This window comes from Rhodococcus sp. NPDC078407, from assembly GCF_044542515.1.
Taxonomy (GTDB): Bacteria; Actinomycetota; Actinomycetes; order Mycobacteriales; family Mycobacteriaceae; genus Rhodococcoides.
In genome coordinates this window covers 74,174-92,213 of the sequence record NZ_JBITUQ010000004.1, presented here as the reverse complement: position 1 = coordinate 92,213, position 18,040 = coordinate 74,174, and the positions used below count along the sequence as shown (strand labels likewise).

At 65.5% G+C, this 18,040-nt stretch carries 11 protein-coding genes and 1 tRNA gene; 5 read left to right on the top strand and 7 right to left on the bottom strand.

What is annotated here, in order from left to right; all coding sequences use genetic code 11:
- Positions 1-57: 57 nt before the first annotated feature.
- The gene (locus ACIGGF_RS06390) at positions 58-801 is read left to right on the top strand and encodes a DUF881 domain-containing protein (RefSeq protein WP_397520550.1); all 744 of its coding nucleotides are present in this window, start codon (positions 58-60) and stop codon (positions 799-801) included.
- A gap of 13 nt (positions 802-814) precedes the next feature.
- Entirely contained in the window at positions 815-1,456 is a 642-nt protein-coding gene (locus ACIGGF_RS06385) for an aminodeoxychorismate/anthranilate synthase component II (protein ID WP_397520549.1), read from the top strand.
- A 33-nt stretch (positions 1,457-1,489) separates the two neighbouring features.
- On the opposite strand, the gene pknB is transcribed toward ACIGGF_RS06385, so the two are convergent.
- The 7 genes from pknB to ACIGGF_RS06350 all read right to left on the bottom strand — a co-directional run bounded on the left by pknB (position 1,490) and on the right by ACIGGF_RS06350 (position 11,261).
- On the bottom strand, positions 1,490-3,430 hold the full coding sequence (gene pknB, locus ACIGGF_RS06380) for a Stk1 family PASTA domain-containing Ser/Thr kinase (protein ID WP_397520548.1): 1,941 nt from the start codon (positions 3,428-3,430) through the stop codon (positions 1,490-1,492).
- Entirely contained in the window at positions 3,430-4,800 is a 1,371-nt protein-coding gene (locus tag ACIGGF_RS06375; protein WP_397520547.1) for a serine/threonine-protein kinase, read from the bottom strand. The genes pknB and ACIGGF_RS06375 overlap by 1 nt, the downstream gene beginning before the upstream one ends.
- A gap of 6 nt (positions 4,801-4,806) precedes the next feature.
- Positions 4,807-6,291 (bottom strand): peptidoglycan D,D-transpeptidase FtsI family protein, encoded by a 1,485-nt coding sequence (locus tag ACIGGF_RS06370; RefSeq protein WP_397520546.1) that lies wholly within the window; start codon positions 6,289-6,291, stop codon positions 4,807-4,809.
- Complete coding sequence (locus ACIGGF_RS06365) at positions 6,288-7,745, bottom strand: FtsW/RodA/SpoVE family cell cycle protein (protein ID WP_397520545.1); 1,458 nt, start codon at positions 7,743-7,745, stop codon at positions 6,288-6,290. Before ACIGGF_RS06365 ends, ACIGGF_RS06370 begins: the two co-directional genes overlap by 4 nt.
- Positions 7,742-9,187 (bottom strand): PP2C family protein-serine/threonine phosphatase, encoded by a 1,446-nt coding sequence (locus ACIGGF_RS06360; protein WP_397520544.1) that lies wholly within the window; start codon positions 9,185-9,187, stop codon positions 7,742-7,744. Before ACIGGF_RS06360 ends, ACIGGF_RS06365 begins: the two co-directional genes overlap by 4 nt.
- Positions 9,184-9,648 (bottom strand): FHA domain-containing protein, encoded by a 465-nt coding sequence (locus ACIGGF_RS06355; protein WP_397520543.1) that lies wholly within the window; start codon positions 9,646-9,648, stop codon positions 9,184-9,186. Before ACIGGF_RS06355 ends, ACIGGF_RS06360 begins: the two co-directional genes overlap by 4 nt.
- A 170-nt stretch (positions 9,649-9,818) precedes the next feature.
- Complete coding sequence (locus ACIGGF_RS06350) at positions 9,819-11,261, bottom strand: FhaA domain-containing protein (protein WP_397520542.1); 1,443 nt, start codon at positions 11,259-11,261, stop codon at positions 9,819-9,821.
- Between the two features lie 207 nt (positions 11,262-11,468).
- Here ACIGGF_RS06350 and ACIGGF_RS06345 point away from each other — a divergent pair.
- The 3 genes from ACIGGF_RS06345 (at position 11,469) to ACIGGF_RS06335 (ending at position 17,986) form a co-directional block, all read left to right on the top strand.
- A tRNA-Leu gene (locus tag ACIGGF_RS06345) sits at positions 11,469-11,554 on the top strand.
- Positions 11,555-11,952: 398 nt separating this feature from the next.
- Positions 11,953-16,542, top strand: a complete 4,590-nt coding sequence (gltB, locus tag ACIGGF_RS06340; RefSeq protein WP_397520541.1) for a glutamate synthase large subunit — start codon at positions 11,953-11,955, stop codon at positions 16,540-16,542.
- Positions 16,535-17,986 carry a glutamate synthase subunit beta gene (locus tag ACIGGF_RS06335; protein WP_397520540.1) on the top strand — a complete coding sequence of 484 codons (1,452 nt, stop codon included), beginning with the start codon at positions 16,535-16,537 and terminating at the stop codon, positions 17,984-17,986. The genes gltB and ACIGGF_RS06335 overlap by 8 nt, the downstream gene beginning before the upstream one ends.
- Positions 17,987-18,040 lie beyond the last annotated feature (54 nt).

Here is an 18,040-nt window from a genome sequence, read left to right as displayed (position 1 = left end):
GTACACGCTAACCCAGGTGAGCCAAGCACCGACCCACCGGACAAATTGCGAGCACCCGTGACACGACGATCTAGCCGTACCGACACCCGCTGGTGGATTCTGGTGGTCGCGGTGTGCGCGGTCGTCGGCCTCTTGCTCGGTACCACCAGAAATATCTCCGACGGCACCGAACTGCGCAGCGGGGACACCACCCGACTCGCCGACCTCGTCGACGCTGCTCGGAGCAGCAGCGACGATGCGCGACGCAGCCGCGATTCGCTCGAAGAGCAGGTCGACGCCATTCAGCAGCGGACCGCTTCGCGCGATACCGGCGTCGCCGACGCGTTGGCCCGTATCGACACTCTCGCCGACGCGGCGGGCCGCGAGGCCGCATCGGGTGCCGGCCTGACCGTGACGATGGCGGACGCTCCACGGGGTCCGGACGGTGCATACGCGTCGGACGCGTCGCCCGACGATCTGGTGGTCCACCAGGTCGACGTGCAGAGCGTGCTCAACGCATTGTGGGCCGGCGGAGCGTCGGCGATCGCGATGCAGGATCAGCGAATGGTGGCCTCGTCGGCTCCGCGGTGCATCGGCAACACCTTGCTGCTGGGCGGCCGCACGTACAGTCCGCCGTACGTGATGTCGGCGATCGGCGACCAGGATCGACTGCGAGCTGCGTTGCAGAACGAGCCCGGCGTGCAGTTGTACCAGCAGTACGCGCTGCGCTACGGCCTGCGCTACGACGTGGCGACCTCCGACGACATTTCGGTACCGGCCTACACCGAGTCGGTGCGCATGCGGTATGCGCAGCCACGCTGAGTACTCTGTCGACATGCGCATTCTCGTCGTCGACAACTACGACAGCTTCGTTTTCAACCTCGTCCAGTACCTGGGCCAGCTGAACGTCGATGTCGAGGTATGGCGCAACGACGACGACCGTCTCACCGATCGCGACGCGGTCGCGGAGCGATTCGACGGCATTCTGCTCAGCCCCGGCCCGGGCACACCGCAGCGCGCCGGCGCCACGATGGATCTGGTGTCCGCTGCCGCCCGCGCCAGAACGCCGTTGCTGGGAGTATGTCTCGGACATCAGGCCATCGGAGCCGTGTTCGGTGCCACCGTCGAAAAGGCCCCGGAACTGCTGCACGGGAAAACCAGTCTGGTGCATCATTCGGGCGTCGGAGTTCTCGACGGAATGAGTGACCCCTTCACCGCCACCCGGTACCACTCACTCACTGTCCGGGAAGACACCATCCCGGCAGAACTCGAGATCATCGGCCGTACCGAATCGGGTCTGGTGATGGCAATGAGGCACACGGAACTGCCGATTCACGGGGTTCAGTTCCACCCGGAGTCGATCCTCACCGAGGGTGGGCACCGCATGTTGGCGAACTGGCTCGCGGTGTGCGGCATGCCCACCGACTCCGGCCTCGTCGCAAAGCTCGAAGCCCAGGTCGCCGAGGCCTTCGCCTGACAGTGACCCGAGCCCGACGGCGAGCGGTCGGAGTCAGCGACCGGTCGGGATACCCAACACACCGATGGTGACGGTGATGGTGTCGGTTTTGCTGATTTCCGATCCTGCCGGCTGCGTCTGGTTGACGATTCTGCCGACCGACAGGGGATCGAGAATCGCCTGACTCGACGTCGACAGTTCGGACGCCGTACCGGTCCATCCCGCCGACTCCAACGCCGTCAGTGCCTGGGATTCGGTGAGACCGGACAAGTCCGGCATCGGGATCTTGTCACCGTTGGAGACTCGCAACGTCACCACGGTGTTCTCGGCCACGGTGGCACCGCCTGCGGGATCGGTCGACACGACCTGTCCCACCGGCTGCGAGGAGTCGATGTTCTGGATCTGCACGCGCAGTCCGGCACCCTCGACGTTCGGCTGTGCCACGTCGACGAGCTGGCCGACGACATTGGGCATCCGTACCTGCGCCGGCCCGGATCCCAGCGTGATGCGCACCTGGGAGTCGGCGTTCATACTCACACCCGACGACGGATTCTGCTCGATGACCTTGTCCAGGTCCTCCGGCGACGACGGCGCGCGGGCGATGGTGGGGTCGAGTTCGAGACCCACCTCGTTCAATGCGTCGGACGCCTGCTGTTGGGTTCGACCGGTCAGTCGCGGTACCTGTACCTGCTGGGGTCCGGAGGACACGTCGAGCTGGATCGCTCCGGGTGATTCGGTTTGCGATCCGGCCGCGGGGTTGGTTCCGATCGCAGACCCTTCGGGCACCGCAGGATCCGACTTCTCCTGCACCGTGACGCGGAGTCCGGCGTCTTCGAGCTGGCGTTGAGCTTCGTCCGCGGACAGTCCGGCGACGGTGGGCACGGTGACGGTCGTGGGGTCCGCGCCGGGGCCGAGCGACCACAGGAACGCGCCGACGATCGCGACGACGATCACAGCGGCGAGCGAGGCGAGCGTGATCTTCAGGCCGCGTCGGCTCTTCGGTTCGTAGTCCGGTTCGGCGTGCCGCGACGGGCGAGACGCTGCGGCGGCCACGGCGGGCTTGTCGCGGCCGGAGACGTCGGCCTGGCGGGAGTCGACCGATCCGAGAATGGTGGTGCGGTCCTCGTCGTTCATCACCATCGGCGCGCTCGGTCGTTGACCGCCGAGTACGCGGACCAGATCCGTCCGCATCTCGGCGGCGCTCTGGTAGCGATTGGCCGGGTTCTTCGCCATCGCCTTGAGGATGATGGAGTCCAGTTCGCGCGGCACGGTGTCGTTGACGAGGGATGGTAGCCGAGGGTCCTCGCGCACGTGCTGATATGCGACGGCGACCGGTGAATCGCCCGTGAACGGCGGTTCTCCGGTGAGGATCTCGAAGAGCACACAGCCGAGCGAGTAGACGTCCGAGCGGGCGTCGACCTGTTCGCCTCGGGCTTGTTCGGGTGAGAGGTATTGCGCGGTTCCGATCACGGCCGCGGTCTGGGTCATCGGTGACGAGGAATCTGCGATGGCACGCGCGATGCCGAAGTCCATCACCTTCACCGCGCCTGCATTGTTGATCATGATGTTCGCGGGTTTGACGTCGCGATGCACGATGCCGTTGCGGTGGCTGAAATCGAGCGCTGCACAGACGTCGGCGATGACCTCCATCGCCCGACGCGGCGGCATGGGTCCTTCGGCGCGGACGATGTCGCGCAGGGTGTCGCCGTCGACGTACTCCATGACGATGAACGGGAGCGGACCGGCTTCGGTCTCTGCTTCACCGGTGTCGTAGACGGCGACGATGGCGGGATGATTCAAGGCCGCAGCGTTCTGCGCCTCCCGGCGGAACCTCAGGTAGAACGTGGGATCCCGCGCGAGATCGGCGCGCAGAACCTTGATGGCGACGTCGCGGTCGAGTCGAGTGTCGCGAGCCAGATGGACCTCGGACATACCGCCGAAACCGAGTATCTCGCCCAGCTCGTAGCGAGAGGAGAGCGTACGGGGAGTCGTCATCATTGTCCTCGAGGATTTTGCTGGAATGGAATCTCGATCAGCGGCCGTCTCGTCGTCTCCGTGGGCTCCGCAGAGGTCGTCGTGGTTTCCTCGGTGGTCGTCGGCTCCTGCGTGGTCGTCGTCGTGGTCGTGGTCGTTTCCTCGGTGGTGGTTTCTTCCGTTGTCGTCGTGGGTTCGGTCGTCGTGGTTGTTGGTTCGGTGGTGGTGGTGGTCGGCTGGGTGGTGGTCGTGGTCGGCGGAACGAACGGAGTCGGTGTGTCGTCTCTACCCCCGGTCAACAGCACGTAACCGCCGATGAGGATGGCCAACAGCAACAGCCCCGCGCCGCCCCAGGCCAGGGCCTTCTGCGCCGCCGACATTCCGGTGGGCTCCGGTACGGCTGCGGCAGCCGTCCCGGTGGCCGGTCCGCGGTACTCGCGCTGGGACGTGGGCATCATCTGGGTGCTCGACGGCGGCGGCTGCGGACTGGGCACCACTCCGGGCATCATGACGCGTCCGGTGCCCGTGCCTCGGGAGCTTCCCGGCGCAGGCGGACGGCGACCTGCACGGACCGCGGCAACAGCGTCGGCGAATTCCCCGCCGTTGGCGTAGCGGGTGGCCGGGTCCTTGACCATCGTGATCTCGATGAGTTCGCGAACGGCCGGGGGCAGGTCGACGGGCATCGGTGCGGGCTGTTCGCGGACGTGCTTCATCGCGACGGTGAGAGCACCGTCTCCGACGAACGGCCGCGCGCCTGCGAGCACTTCGTAACCGACGACGCCGAGCGAGTAGACGTCGGATGCCGACGTGGCTTCCTCGCCGAGTGCTTGCTCGGGGGCGATGTACTGCGCGGTGCCCATGACCATTCCGGTCTTGGTCACCGGAGACGCATCGACGGCCTTGGCGATGCCGAAGTCGGTGATCTTCACCTGCCCGGTGGGGGTGATCAAGATGTTGCCGGGCTTGACGTCGCGGTGCACCACGCCTGCGGTGTGGGCGATCTGCAGGGCGCGACCGGTCTGCTCGAGCATGTCCAGCGCGTGCCCGAGCGGCAACCTGGACATGCGTCCCAGCACGGCGTTGAGCGGCTCACCGTTGACCAGTTCCATCACCAGGTAGGCCAGCGATTCGCCTGCGCCGTCACGGGTCTCGCCGTAGTCGTAGACGCCGGCGATCCCGGAGTAGTTCAGCTGCGCGGTGGTGCGGGCCTCGAACCTGAAGCGCTGCAGGAACTCCGGGTCCTCGGAGAACTCGGCCTTGAGTACCTTGACGGCCACCCGGCGATCCAGACGATTGTCCATCGCTTCCCACACCTGCCCCATACCGCCGGTGGCGATGAGGCGCAGCAGTCGGTAGCGCTGAGCGATGACGGCTCCGTTACTCAATGGCATCTCGAGTCACCTCCCCTGCAATGCGGCGCCGATGACGGCACGCCCGATGGGTGCGGCCACGGATCCACCGGTTGCGGCCAACGCGCGGTCTCCGCCGTCCTCGACGATGACTGCGATGGCAACCTTGGGATCGTCCGCGGGCGCGAATCCGATGTACCAGGCGTGTGGTGGGGTGTTTCGTGGATCGGAACCATGTTCCGCGGTACCGGTCTTCGAAGCGATCTGCACACCGGGGATCTTGCCCTCGCCGCTGGTGTTGTTCTCCGAGCCGATCATCAGATCGGTCAGGGTCGCAGCAGTATCGGAGCTGATGGCCTGTCCCAGGGACTGCGGCTGGTAGCTCGACAGGTCGGACAGATCGGGAGATTGCAACTGCTGCACCAGGTTCGGCGCCATCCGCACGCCCCCGTTGGCGACCGTGGCGGCGATGACGGCGTCCTGCAAGGGGGTCAGCGCCACGTCGCGCTGGCCGATGCTGGACTGGCCGAGGGCCGCGTCGTCCTCGATCGCGCCGATGGTGCTCTCGGCCACGGGCAGCGGAATGGCCGTGTCCTCACCGATACCGAAGGCCGCCGCGGTCTCGCGCATCTTTTCTGCACCGGCGTCGATGCCGAGTTCGACGAAGGCGGTGTTGCACGATCGCGCGAATGCTTCGCGCAGAGTTGCCGTCTGCCCGCCGCCGCACGTGGATCCGTTGTAGTTCTCGAGTGTCGTCGAGGTGCCCGGCAACGTGATGTTCGATGCGGCCGTGAGCTGACTGTCGGGCGTCGCGCCCGTCTCGAGCGCGGCGGCCGTGGTGATCACCTTGAACGTGGAGCCGGGTGGGTAGGTCTGCGAGATGGCCCGGTTCACCATCGGCTCGGCCGGGTCGTTGCTCAGGTTCTCCCACGCGGCCGTCGTGGCGCTGCCGTCGTGGCTGGCGAGCAGGTTGGGGTCGTAGCTGGGGGTGCTGGCCATCGCCAACACGTTGCCGGTGGTGGGGTCGAGGGCCACCACCGAGCCGGTGTACCCCTTGGCCGTGAGCTGGTCGTACGCGACCTGCTGGACGACGGGGTCGATGGTGGTGACGACGTTGCCGCCGCGAGGATCTCGACCGGAGATGAGATCGAACAGTCGGCCGCCGAAGAGGCGGTCGTCCGATCCGTTGAGCACGGGATCCTCGACGCGCTCGAGGCCGCTGCTCGAGTACAGCATCGAGTAGTAGCCGGTGATCGGCGCGTTGGCCTCGGGACTGGCCGGCGAGATCGAATTCTGGGGGTAGGTGCGCAAGTATTTGTAGCGGTCGTCGGTGGGGACGGACGACGCCAGCACCTGGCCTCCTGCCGAGATCTGTCCGCGCTGCCGGGAGTACTCGTCGAGCAACACGCGTGAGTTGCGTGGGTCGGTCCGCAGATCGTCCGCCTTGATGACCTGGAGGTAGGTGGCGTTGGCCAGCAACGCGACGACCATGACCATGACGGCGATGGACACCCGGCGCAGAGGAGTGTTCATGGGCGCTTCACCATTTCGGTGGGCGCGTCCGCAATGGGTGCCACCGGAGCGGGCTTCTTCTTGGCAGTTGCCGGCTCACGGGCCGCATCGGAGATCTTGATCAGCAACGCGAGCAGGAGGTAGTTGGCGAGAAGCGAGGATCCTCCGTAGGACAGATACGGCGTGGTGAGGCCGGTCAGGGGAATGAGTTTGGTGACGCCGCCGACGACGACGAACAACTGGATCGCGATGGTGAACGACAAGCCGGCGGCCAGCAGCTTGCCGAAGCTGTCCCGGACGGCCAGCGCAGTGCGCATGCCGCGAATGATGAACAGTAGGTACAGGACCAGCACTGCCGTCAGGCCGATGAGGCCGAGCTCTTCGCCGACGGTCGCGATGATGAAGTCCGTCTTGGCGAACGGAACCTGGGACGGGCGGCCGCTGCCGAGGCCGGTGCCCGCCAATCCGCCCGTGGCGAAGCTGAACATCGACTGGACGATCTGATATCCGGTGTCGTTGTAGTCGTCGAACGGGCGCAGCCAGGTGTCGGTGCGGATCTTGACGTGGCCGAACACCTGGTACGCGAACAGGAAGCCGACGAGCAACAGTCCGAACCCGATGATCAACCAGCCGACGCGTTCGGTGGCGATGTAGATCATCACCAGGACGGTTCCGAAGATCAGCAGCGACGTGCCGAGGTCCTTCTCGAACACCAGCACGCCGACGGAGACGACCCAGACGACCAGGATCGGTCCCAGATCGCGTGCCCGCGGGAAGTCCATGCCGAGGAAGTGCTTGCCGGCGACGGTGAACAGTTCGCGCTTGGCCACCAGCAGCGATGCGAAGAAGATGAGCAGCAGAATCTTCGCGAACTCGCCGGGCTGAATGCTGAACCCTGGCAGACGAATCCAGATCTTCGATCCGTTGACCTCCGAGAACGCGGACGGCAACAGTGCCGGGATGGCGAGAAGAATCAGGCCGGCCAGGCCGACGGTGTAGCCGTAGCGGGCCAGCGTGCGGTAGTCCCGCAGCAACACCAACAGAGCCACGAAGCCGGCGATTGCGAGCGTCGTCCACAGCACCTGCTGGTTGGCGTCGGGTGAGGGAATGGGATTCCCGAGATACTGCGCCTGCTGTTCGTCGGCCAGGTCGAGTCGGTGAATGAGCACCAGACCGAGTCCGTTGAGCAACGCCACGATGGGCAGTAGCAGCGGATCGGCATGAGGGGCGAAGCGTCGGACCGCCAAGTGCGCCACCGTCATCAACGCCAGATACGCGATCGCGTACTTCGCGAGATCCCAGGTGATGGTCTGCTCTTGACTGGCCTCGACCAGCACCAACGAGATGGTGGTGATCAGGACCGCTGCCCCGAGCAGCAGCAACTCGACTCCGCGCCGGTTCGATTGGATCGGTGCAGGAGCGAACCCTCCGGGTGGACTCGGAAAGGGCCCTCCGGCGGAGGTGGAGGAACTCATCGAGTACCGGTCCTGCAGTTCTGGCCGGGTACCTGTGGAACCGTCGGTGTCGGCACTGCAGTGGTGGTGGGCGTGGCCTCCGGGCCGGGCGCCGCAGTCGGTGGCAGCGGCACCCCGGGTGGCGGAATGATCGGCGTCGGGGTCGGCGTCGGCGTCGGGGTGGTCGTGACAGCAGCGTCGGTCTTGCACACCGGAAGGAGGTCGCCGGACGCGAGGCGTTCGACCTGACCACGTGCATTGTCCAGGGATCCCGAGGGCAACCCGGCTGTGACCTGCTCGCGCGCCGCGGGCAGAAGGTCGTCGATCTCGAACGGTATGCAGTCCGCAGGCGCGGCATCAGGAGCGGTCAGCGCGACGGCTCCGTCGCCGTCGAGGCAGCCGACCAGCTCCACGCTCTGCAAGGAGTATCCGAGGACCGAGCCGGGAAGACCGCGCAGCACCGTGACCTTGCTGTTGTCGGCACCGACGTAGTAATTGCCCTTGATGACCGAATTGGCCACGAGCGCACCGATTCCCGCGAGCACCACCAGGGTCAGGGCGATCAGCGTCCAGCGCAGCTTGTGCGACTTCTTCTCCGGCGTCACCACCGGGGTGGCGACTCGCTTGGGGGTCGAGCGAGGCGGGCGCATTGCCGCGGCACGTCCTGCTGCGGTGTTGGGGGGAGGGGAGTCCTCTTCATCCTCGGTGCTGGCCGCACCGCCGAGGATGGGGTGGCTCTGTCCGTAGTCGAGATCGATCACATCGGCGACGACGACAGTCACGTTGTCCGGTCCACCGCTACGCAAGGCGAGTTCGATCAGGCGATCGGCGCAGGGGCCGGTTTCGCCTTCGTTCATGGTGTTCTCGATGGTCTCGTCACTGACGACATCGGACAGTCCATCGGAGCACAGTAGGTAGCGGTCTCCCGCACGCACTTCCCTGACGGTGAGCGTCGGCTCGATCTCGTTGCCGGTGAGAGCACGCATGATCAGAGACCGCTGCGGGTGAGTGTGTGCCTGCTCGGCGGTGATGCGACCCTCGTCGACGAGTGACTGGACGAAGGTGTCGTCGCGGGTGATCTGAGTAAGTGATCCGTCGCGCAGCATGTACGCCCGGGAGTCGCCGATGTGAACGAGCCCGATTCGCTTGCCCGCGAACAGAATCGCGGTCAACGTGGTGCCCATACCGTCGAGTTCGGGCTCGTCCTCGACCTGATCGGCGATGGAGGCGTTGCCCTCGCGGGTGGCCGCCTCCAGCTTGCCGAGCAAATCCTCGCCGGGCTCGTCGTCGTCGAGGTGGGCCAGCGCGGCGATCATCAACTGCGAGGCCACTTCACCGGCAGCGTGACCGCCCATACCGTCGGCCAGGGCCAGCAGCCGGGCTCCGGCGTAGACGGAGTCCTCGTTGTTGGAGCGAACCAGACCGCGATCACTGCGGGCGGCATAGCGAAGGACGAGGGTCACGGGCGCAACTCGATCACGGTCTTGCCGACGCGAACCGGCGTCCCCAGCGGCACGCGCACCGCGGTGGTCACCTTCGCGCGGTCGAGGTAGGTGCCGTTGGTCGACCCGAGATCCTCGACGTACCAGTCACCGCCACGAGGTGAGAGACGGGCATGGCGCGTCGACGAATAGTCGTCTGTCAGAACGAGAGTCGAATCGTCCGCACGCCCGATGAGAACGGGCTGAGTGCCCAGCGAGATGCGCGTTCCGGCGAGACCGCCCTGGGTCACCACGAGGTACTTGGCCACCTTCTGCTTGTTGAACGACGGAAGAACCTTGGAGCCACCGCTGTAGCGCGGGGGTACTCGCATGCCCGCGGCCGCATAGATATCGCTGCGCAGGGTGCGAAGGACGGCCCAGACGAAAAACCACAGCAGAAGCAGGAAGCCCGCCCTGGTCAATTGAAGAATCAATCCCTGCACGACGATTCACCTCCTCCTTCGCGATCCGGCCGGATCCCCCACGCCCGAACGAGGCGGCGCGGCAGACATGGTTGTCTCGCAGCATCATAGGGTGAAGCCGCGCGTGTGGACGACATTCGGGTGGACGAGCGCGAGAGTGCTACACCGCTCGTGTCTTCCATCCCTCGACGTCAGACGATCCGGACCAGAATTTCCGAGTGGCCGGCCCTGATGACGTCGCCATCGGCCAACTGCCAGTCCTGCACCGGAGCACCGTTGACGGTGGTGCCGTTGGTGGAGCCGAGATCGGAAAGCATGGCCACGCGGCCGTCCCAGCGAATCTCGATGTGCCGCCGGGAGACACCGGTGTCGGGAAGCCGGAACTGCGCGTCCTGGCCGCGGCCGATGATGTTCTGACCGTCACGCAGCTGGAAGTAGCGGCCACTGCCGTCTTCGAGCTGCAGCGTGGCTGCGAGCGACTGACCCTGTCCGGCGTAGGCGGCGGGCTGATCGTAGCCGTACCCGTCGCCGCGGTCGCCCTGCTGGTAGCCGCGACCGTAGGCGGCCGGGGCAGGTGGGTAGTCGTATCCGGGCTGCTGGTATCCGGCCTGCTGATATCCCGCGGCCTGGGGCTCGGCGTACTGGCCTGCCGGATCGCTGTAGGCCTGCTCCTGATACGGAGCTTCCGAGTAGGCAGCGCCCTGATCGGCACCGTTGTATTCGTAACCCTGGGAGTCGTAGCCCTGCGCGTTGTAACCCTGCGCGTTGTAACCCTGGGAGTTGTAGCCCTGAGCGTCGTAGCCCTGGTCCTGACCGTGGGGGTTGCCGTAGGCCCGGGGATCGTAATTCTGGTCCTGACCGCCGGCGGCGCTGTAGGCCTGACCCTGATCGACGTACGGCTGCTCGTCGTATCCCTGTCCGTTGTACGGCTGCTGTTCGTAGCGCTGGTCGTAGTCGGCAGGCGCATAGGCCTGGGCGTCGTAGCCGTTCTGCTCACGCGCGGGGTAGCGGGGATCCTGGCCACCGGCGTAACCGTTGCGAGCGCGCGGATCGGGACGATGACCGTCCGCGGGGTCGCGCTGCGGGTCGTAGCCTGGGTTCTGCGTCATGTGGCCGGCTCCTGGTGTCGACATCGGTGGGGCAGACGGTCGCTGCGTGGCTGAAGGGACGGGACTGGGTGCCGGCGGTGCCGATACATTCTGCTCGGCCGACGCGCCGCGCTGCGCGGACGGGTTCCGCGCAGCAGTCGCCGATCGTCCCACATCGGGGTCGACCGAGCCACTGGCCCGGAACTGACCGGTATGCAGAGTGGGCGACGGCTCGAACCGAACCACCACGTCACCGTAGGTCTGCCACCCCTGATCACGGATGTAATCGTCGAGGTGGCGGGAAAAAGCTTTGACCGTGAGTTCTCGATCTCCGGCGAGTTCGTTGTGATCAGAGCTGTTGATGGTGATCACGTAGCTGTTGGGTGCCAGGTAGTGGCCGCCGTCGAGGGGTCGAACCAGGTCCGACGCTTCTTGCTGGAGCGCAGCTTCCACCTCGGCCGGTACGACGCCACCGCCGAACACGCGGGCGAAGACGTCGCCGACAGCGCCCTGGAGTTTGCGCTCGAACCGCTGAACGATGCCCATCGTGACCCCTCCTCTCAGTGTGTTCTTCCACCGTGTGGTGCCTGCAGGTGCGTAGGACGCGAGCGCCGCGTGTCATCACGAGGTCGCGCTCCCAGCATGATATACGGTGCTTCCGACGCAGACCGCGTGCCGCTGCTCGCTCCGGACGGGGTGAGGCCGCGATTTTCGAGCTCGGCGGGGTGCGTGTTAGTGTTCTCGCCGTCACCCGGGCGGGTGGCGGAATGGCAGACGCGCTGGCTTCAGGTGCCAGTGTCCTTCGGGACGTGGGGGTTCAAGTCCCCCTCCGCCCACCACGCTGGCCGCAGCTGATCTCGGATCGCTGCGGCCAGTTTTTTTATCTCCACGATGCGTCTCACACGCATGTAAGTAACAGAGCCACGGGTCGAACGCGGGTCGATATGCCCGATAAAAAGTGGATACGCGCAGGTGAAGGCCCACAATAGGCTTACCTTATTTGCGGGGGTACCCAGGTACTGACTTATCGTTCGTAGTTGGATAGGCCTCACCACGGCCGAATCCGTCGAGACCCTCACTTTTCTATCACGAGCCCACCCGCCCGTGCTGAGGAAAGCGTCGACGATCGACAAGTGCTGCTTCAACGGCGAGGACGCACTTCAAGGCCGTTCGTGCACTCGGTTACTCAAGACCGTCGCCGACGAGTTTCAAGGCTGGACTGATCCTAAGGCTAGGTATGAAGCACACTCCGGGCCCGCAAGGCCTCTACGATCCCGTCAACGAGCACGACTCTTGTGGTGTCGCATTCGTGGTGGACATGCACGGTCGTCGCAGTCGCGACATCGTCGAGAAGGCGATCACCGCACTGGTCAATCTCGAGCACCGCGGTGCTGCCGGCTCCGAACCGAACACCGGTGACGGTGCAGGTATCCTCATTCAGGTTCCGGACGCGTTCTTCCGCGCCGTCGTAGATTTCGAGCTGCCGGCTGCCGGTGCTTACGCAACCGGTGTCGCGTTCCTGCCGCAGGGCCGTAGCGACGCGGCACGCGCCTGCGAGGGTGTCGAGCGCATCGTCCGGAGCGAGGGCCTGGAGGTTCTCGGTTGGCGTGAGGTTCCCACCGACGACTCGTCTCTCGGCGCACTCGCGCGCGACGCGATGCCGACCTTCCGTCAGGTGTTCCTCGCCGCTCCCGACGCGTCGATCACCGATCTCGACCTCGAACGCCGCGCGTTCGTCATTCGCAAGCGTGTCGAGCACGAACTGGGCGAAGAGGGTGCGGGCAAGGACGGCCCCGGCCGCGAGACCGTGTACTTCCCGTCGCTGTCTTCGCAGACCTTCGTCTACAAGGGCATGCTGACGACGCCTCAGCTCAAGGGGTTCTACCTCGACCTGCAGGACGAGCGCGTGGAAAGTGCACTGGGACTTGTGCATTCACGCTTCTCGACCAACACGTTCCCCTCGTGGCCGCTGGCGCATCCGTTCCGCCGCGTTGCCCACAACGGCGAGATCAACACCGCCACCGGTAACGAGAACTGGATGCGCGCTCGCGAGGCACTCATCACATCCGATGTGTTCGGCGGCTCCGAGGCCCTCGAGAAGATCTTCCCCGTGGTCACCCACGGAGCAAGTGACACAGCACGTTTCGACGAGGTGCTCGAGCTGCTGCACCTCGGTGGCCGCAGTCTGCCGCACGCCGTGCTCATGATGATTCCCGAGGCGTGGGAGCGGCACGAATCCATGGACCCCGCACGTCGGGCGTTCTACAAGTACCACTCCTCGCTGATGGAGCCCTGGGACGGACCTGCTTCGGTGTGCTTCACCGACGGCACCGTCATCGGCGCGGTCCTGGACCGCAACGGTCTGCGCCCGAGCCGGTTGTGGGTCACCGACGACGGTCTGGTCGTCATGGCCTCCGAGGTCGGAGTTCTCGACATCGATCCGTCGAAGGTCGTCCGCAAGGTTCGCCTGCAGCCGGGCCGCATGTTCCTGGTGGACACCGCGCAGGGCCGCATCGTCTCCGACGACGAGATCAAGGACGAGCTCGCCGCCGAGCATCCATACCAGCAGTGGCTCGACGAGGGCCTCACCTCGATCGACGACCTACCCGAGCGTCCGCACGTGCACATGCCGCACGACCGCGTGCTGATCCGTCAGCAGATCTTCGGATACACCACCGAGGAACTCAACGTGCTGGTCTCGCCGATGGCGAAATCCGGTGCCGAGGCAATCGGTTCCATGGGTACCGATACTCCGATCGCGATCCTGTCGGCTCGCCCGCGCATGCTGTTCGACTACTTCTCGCAGCTGTTCGCGCAGGTCACCAACCCGCCGCTCGACGCCATCCGTGAGGAGATCGTCACCAGCCTCGGCGGCACCATCGGCCCAGAGGGCGATCTGCTCAACCCGGGTGCCGACGGTTGCAAGCAGATCGTGCTGCCGCAGCCGATCCTGCACAACGACGACCTCGCCAAGCTGGTGCACATAAACGACGAGGGCACTCAGGAAGAACTGCGCTCGGTGGTCGTGCGTGGTCTCTACCCGGTGTCCGAGGGCGGTGAGGGCCTCCGAAAGTCGTTGGAGGCCATCCGCGCTCAGGTGTCCGCTGCCATCTCGGGTGGCGCGCGGATCATCGTGCTCTCCGACCGCGAGTCCAGCGAGAAGCTCGCTCCGATTCCGTCGCTGCTCCTCACCGCCGCGGTGCACCATCACCTGGTCCGTGAGAAGACCCGCACCAAGGTCGGCCTGATCATCGAGGCCGGTGACGCCCGCGAGGTGCACCACATGGCCCTGCTCATCGGATTCGGTGCGGCAGCAGTCAACCCGTACATGGCCTTCGAGTCGATCGAGGACATGATCGAACGCGGCTCCCTCACCGACATCACCTTCGACAAGGCCGTGTCCAACTACATCAAGGCCGCAGGCAAGGGCGTGCTGAAGGTGATGTCCAAGATGGGCATCTCGACCCTCGCGTCGTACACCGGAGCCCAGCTGTTCCAGGTCATCGGCCTCTCGCAGGAACTGGTCGACGAGTACTTCACCGGTCTCAACAGCCACCTCGGCGGCATCGACCTCGACCAGGTGGCCGACGACGTCGCGGCGCGACATGCGGTGGCGTACTTGGACAACCGTCAGGAGCGCGCCCACCGTGAGCTCGAGACGGGCGGCGAATACCAGTGGCGTCGTGAAGGGGAGTACCACCTCTTCAACCCCGACACCGTGTTCAAGCTGCAGCACTCCACCCGCACCGGTCAGTACGACATCTTCAAGGAATACACGAAGATGGTCGACGACCAGTCCGAGCGGCTGGCGTCTTTGCGTGGTCTGTTCCGCTTCAAGACCGAAGAGCGGCAAGCTATTTCGATCGACGAGGTCGAGCCGGCCAGCGAGATCGTCAAGCGTTTCTCGACCGGCGCGATGAGCTACGGCTCCATCTCCGCCGAGGCGCACGAGACCCTCGCGATCGCGATGAACCGTTTGGGCGGTCGCTCGAACTCCGGTGAGGGCGGCGAGGACGTCTCGCGCTTCGAGCCGGACGAGAACGGCGACTGGCGGCGCAGTGCCATCAAGCAGGTCGCGTCGGGACGTTTCGGCGTCACCTCGCACTACCTGACCAACTGCACCGACATCCAGATCAAGATGGCCCAGGGCGCCAAGCCCGGCGAGGGCGGCCAGCTTCCGGCGCACAAGGTGTACCCGTGGGTCGCCGAGGTTCGGCATTCGACGCCCGGCGTCGGCCTGATCTCGCCGCCGCCGCACCACGACATCTACTCGATCGAGGATCTCGCGCAGCTGATCCACGACCTGAAGAACGCGAACCCGTCGGCTCGCATCCACGTCAAGCTCGTCTCCGAGGTCGGCGTCGGCACGGTCGCCGCCGGTGTGTCCAAGGCACACGCGGACGTGGTGCTCATCTCGGGCCACGACGGCGGCACCGGCGCGACGCCGCTGACGTCGGTCAAGCACGCGGGTGGGCCATGGGAGCTCGGATTGGCCGAGACCCAGCAGACGTTGCTGCTCAACGGACTTCGCGATCGCATCGTCGTGCAGGTGGACGGTCAGCTCAAGACCGGCCGCGACGTCATGGTTGCCGCCCTGCTCGGCGGCGAGGAGTTCGGTTTCGCCACCGCTCCGCTGGTCGTGTCGGGCTGCATCATGATGCGCGTCTGCCACCTCGATACCTGCCCCGTGGGTGTCGCGACGCAGAACCCGTTGCTGCGCAAGCGGTTCGCGGGCAAGCCGGAATTCGTCGAGAACTTCTTCATGTTCATCGCCGAAGAGGTTCGCGAGCTCATGGCCGAGCTCGGTTTCCGCACGCTCGACGAGGCCGTCGGCCAGGTCGGTCTGCTGGACACCACCGCGGCCAAGGAGCACTGGAAGGCGTCGAAGCTCGATCTCGCGCCGATCCTCGAAGAGGTCGAATCGGCGTTCATGAACCAGAACCTCTACAACACCGGGGTTCAGGATCACGGTCTCGACAAGGCCTTGGATCAGCAGCTGATCGCGGCCAGTCGCAACGCGTTGGACAAGGGCGAGAAGGTCGTCTTCGAGTCCAAGATCACCAACGTCAACCGCACCGTCGGAACGATGCTCGGGCACGAGGTCACGAAGGCGTACGGCGGAGTCGGACTTCCGGACGACACCATCGACATCACGTTCACCGGCTCGGCGGGCAACAGCTTCGGTGCGTTCGTCCCGTCCGGTATGACGCTGCGCCTGCAGGGAGATGCCAACGACTTCGTCGGTAAGGGACTGTCCGGTGGGCATCTCGTACTGCGTCCGTCGCTGAATGCTCCCGCGGGATTCGTCGCCGAGGACAACATCATCGGCGGCAACGTCTTCCTGTTCGGCGCCACCAGCGGTGAGGCCCTCATCCGCGGAGTCGTCGGCGAGCGATTCGCCGTCCGTAACTCCGGCGCGGAGGCCGTCGTCGAAGGCGTGGGCGATCACGGATGCGAGTACATGACCGGCGGCAAGGTGGTCATCCTCGGCTCGACGGGCCGTAACTTCGGTGCCGGAATGTCCGGCGGTGTTGCGTTCATCTTCGATCCGGACAAGACGTTCGAGGCGAACCTCAACACCGAGCTGGTCGACATCGAGGAGCTCGAGGGTGACGAATTCACCTGGCTCCGCGACATCGTCACCCGTCACCAGGAGCAGACCGGCTCCGAGGTGGCCGAGCGGATTCTGGCGGACTGGTCACAACAGGTGAACCATTTCGTCAAGGTCATGCCTCGCGATTACAAGAAGGTACTGCTGGCCATCTCCGAAGCCGAGAAGAACGGCGCGGACGTGGACGAAGCGATCATGGAGGCAGCTCGTGGGTGACCCACAGGGATTTTTGAAGAACACCGTTCGCGAGGTGCCCAAGCGGCGTCCCGTCGATCTGCGGCTGATGGACTGGAAAGAGGTCTACGAGGACTTCTCGAAGGACACTCTGCGTACCCAGGCGAGCCGGTGCATGGATTGTGGTATCCCGTTCTGCCACAACGGCTGCCCACTCGGAAACCTGATTCCCGAGTGGAACGACCTGGTGTTCAAGGACCGCTGGCGCGACAGCATCGACCGTCTGCACGCCACCAACAACTTTCCGGAGTTCACCGGACGTCTGTGCCCCGCACCGTGCGAGGCGGCGTGTGTCCTCGGTATCAACCAGGATCCGGTCACCATCAAGCAGGTCGAGGTCGAGATCATCGACAAGGCCTTCGAAGAGGGCTGGGTCACTCCGGTCTACCCGACGCATCTGACCGGTAAGACCGTTGCCGTCGTCGGTTCCGGACCTGCGGGACTTGCTGCAGCACAGCAGCTCACGCGCGCCGGCCACACCGTCACGGTGTTCGAGCGCGCCGATCGCATCGGCGGACTGCTGCGCTACGGCATCCCCGAGTTCAAGATGGAGAAGCGCCACATCGACCGTCGGCTGGCGCAGATGGAGGCCGAGGGCACCGTCTTCCGTACCGGTGTCGATGTGGGCGTGGACATCACGGCCGACGAACTGCGCGAACAGTTCGACGCCGTCGTCCTGTCCGGCGGAGCCACCGCCTGGCGCGACCTGCCGATCGAGGGCCGCGAGCTCGACGGCATCTACCAGGCCATGGAGTTCCTGCCGCACGCCAACCGCGTGCAGCAGGGCGACTTCGCTGCGCCGCCCGTCAGCGCCGAGGGCAAGAAGGTCGTCATCATCGGCGGCGGCGACACCGGAGCCGACTGCCTCGGTACCTCGCACCGGCAGGGCGCCGAGAGCGTCCACCAGTTCGAGATCATGGCCCGTCCGCCCGAAGAGCGTGCGGTGTCCACCCCGTGGCCGACGTATCCGCTGATGTACCGCGTGGCGTCGGCACACGAAGAGGGCGGCGAACGCGTCTTCTCGGTCAACACCGAGCGTTTCGTCGGCGAAGACGGAAAGGTCACTGCTCTCGAGGCGTGCGAGGTCGAGTTCAAGGCAGGCAAGTTCGAGAAGGTCGAGGGAAGCGAGTTCACCCTCGAGGCCGACCTGGTGTTGCTGGCCATGGGATTCGTCGGACCGGACAAGGGCGGTCTGCTGACCGACCTGGGCGTCGAGTTCAGCCAGCGCGGCAACGTCGAGCGCACCAACGAGTGGGTCACCAACGTCCCCGGCGTCTTCGTTGCCGGAGACATGGGCCGTGGTCAGTCGCTCATCGTGTGGGCTATCGCCGAGGGTCGCTCCTGTGCGGCCGCCGTCGACACCTTCCTGCAGGGCGCAACCGCACTGCCGTCGCCGATCGTGCCCACCCAGGTGCCTCAGCGGTAAGTCGCTTTTCCCGCCGAGCTCGAAGTTGTGGACGGATATCAGGCCGATTCCGTC

Excerpts from the sequence above, each read along its gene's own strand:
- ACIGGF_RS06370 (WP_397520546.1), bottom strand. The coding sequence starts at position 6,291 with ATGAACACTCCTCTGCGCCGGGTGTCCATCGCCGTCATGGTCATGGTC.
- gltB (WP_397520541.1), top strand. The coding sequence starts at position 11,953 with ATGAAGCACACTCCGGGCCCGCAAGGCCTCTACGATCCCGTCAACGAG.
- ACIGGF_RS06350 (WP_397520542.1), bottom strand. The coding sequence starts at position 11,261 with ATGGGCATCGTTCAGCGGTTCGAGCGCAAACTCCAGGGCGCTGTCGGC.
- ACIGGF_RS06385 (WP_397520549.1), top strand. The coding sequence starts at position 815 with ATGCGCATTCTCGTCGTCGACAACTACGACAGCTTCGTTTTCAACCTC.
- ACIGGF_RS06375 (WP_397520547.1), bottom strand. The coding sequence starts at position 4,800 with ATGCCATTGAGTAACGGAGCCGTCATCGCTCAGCGCTACCGACTGCTG.
- ACIGGF_RS06365 (WP_397520545.1), bottom strand. The coding sequence starts at position 7,745 with ATGAGTTCCTCCACCTCCGCCGGAGGGCCCTTTCCGAGTCCACCCGGA.
- pknB (WP_397520548.1), bottom strand. The coding sequence starts at position 3,430 with ATGACGACTCCCCGTACGCTCTCCTCTCGCTACGAGCTGGGCGAGATA.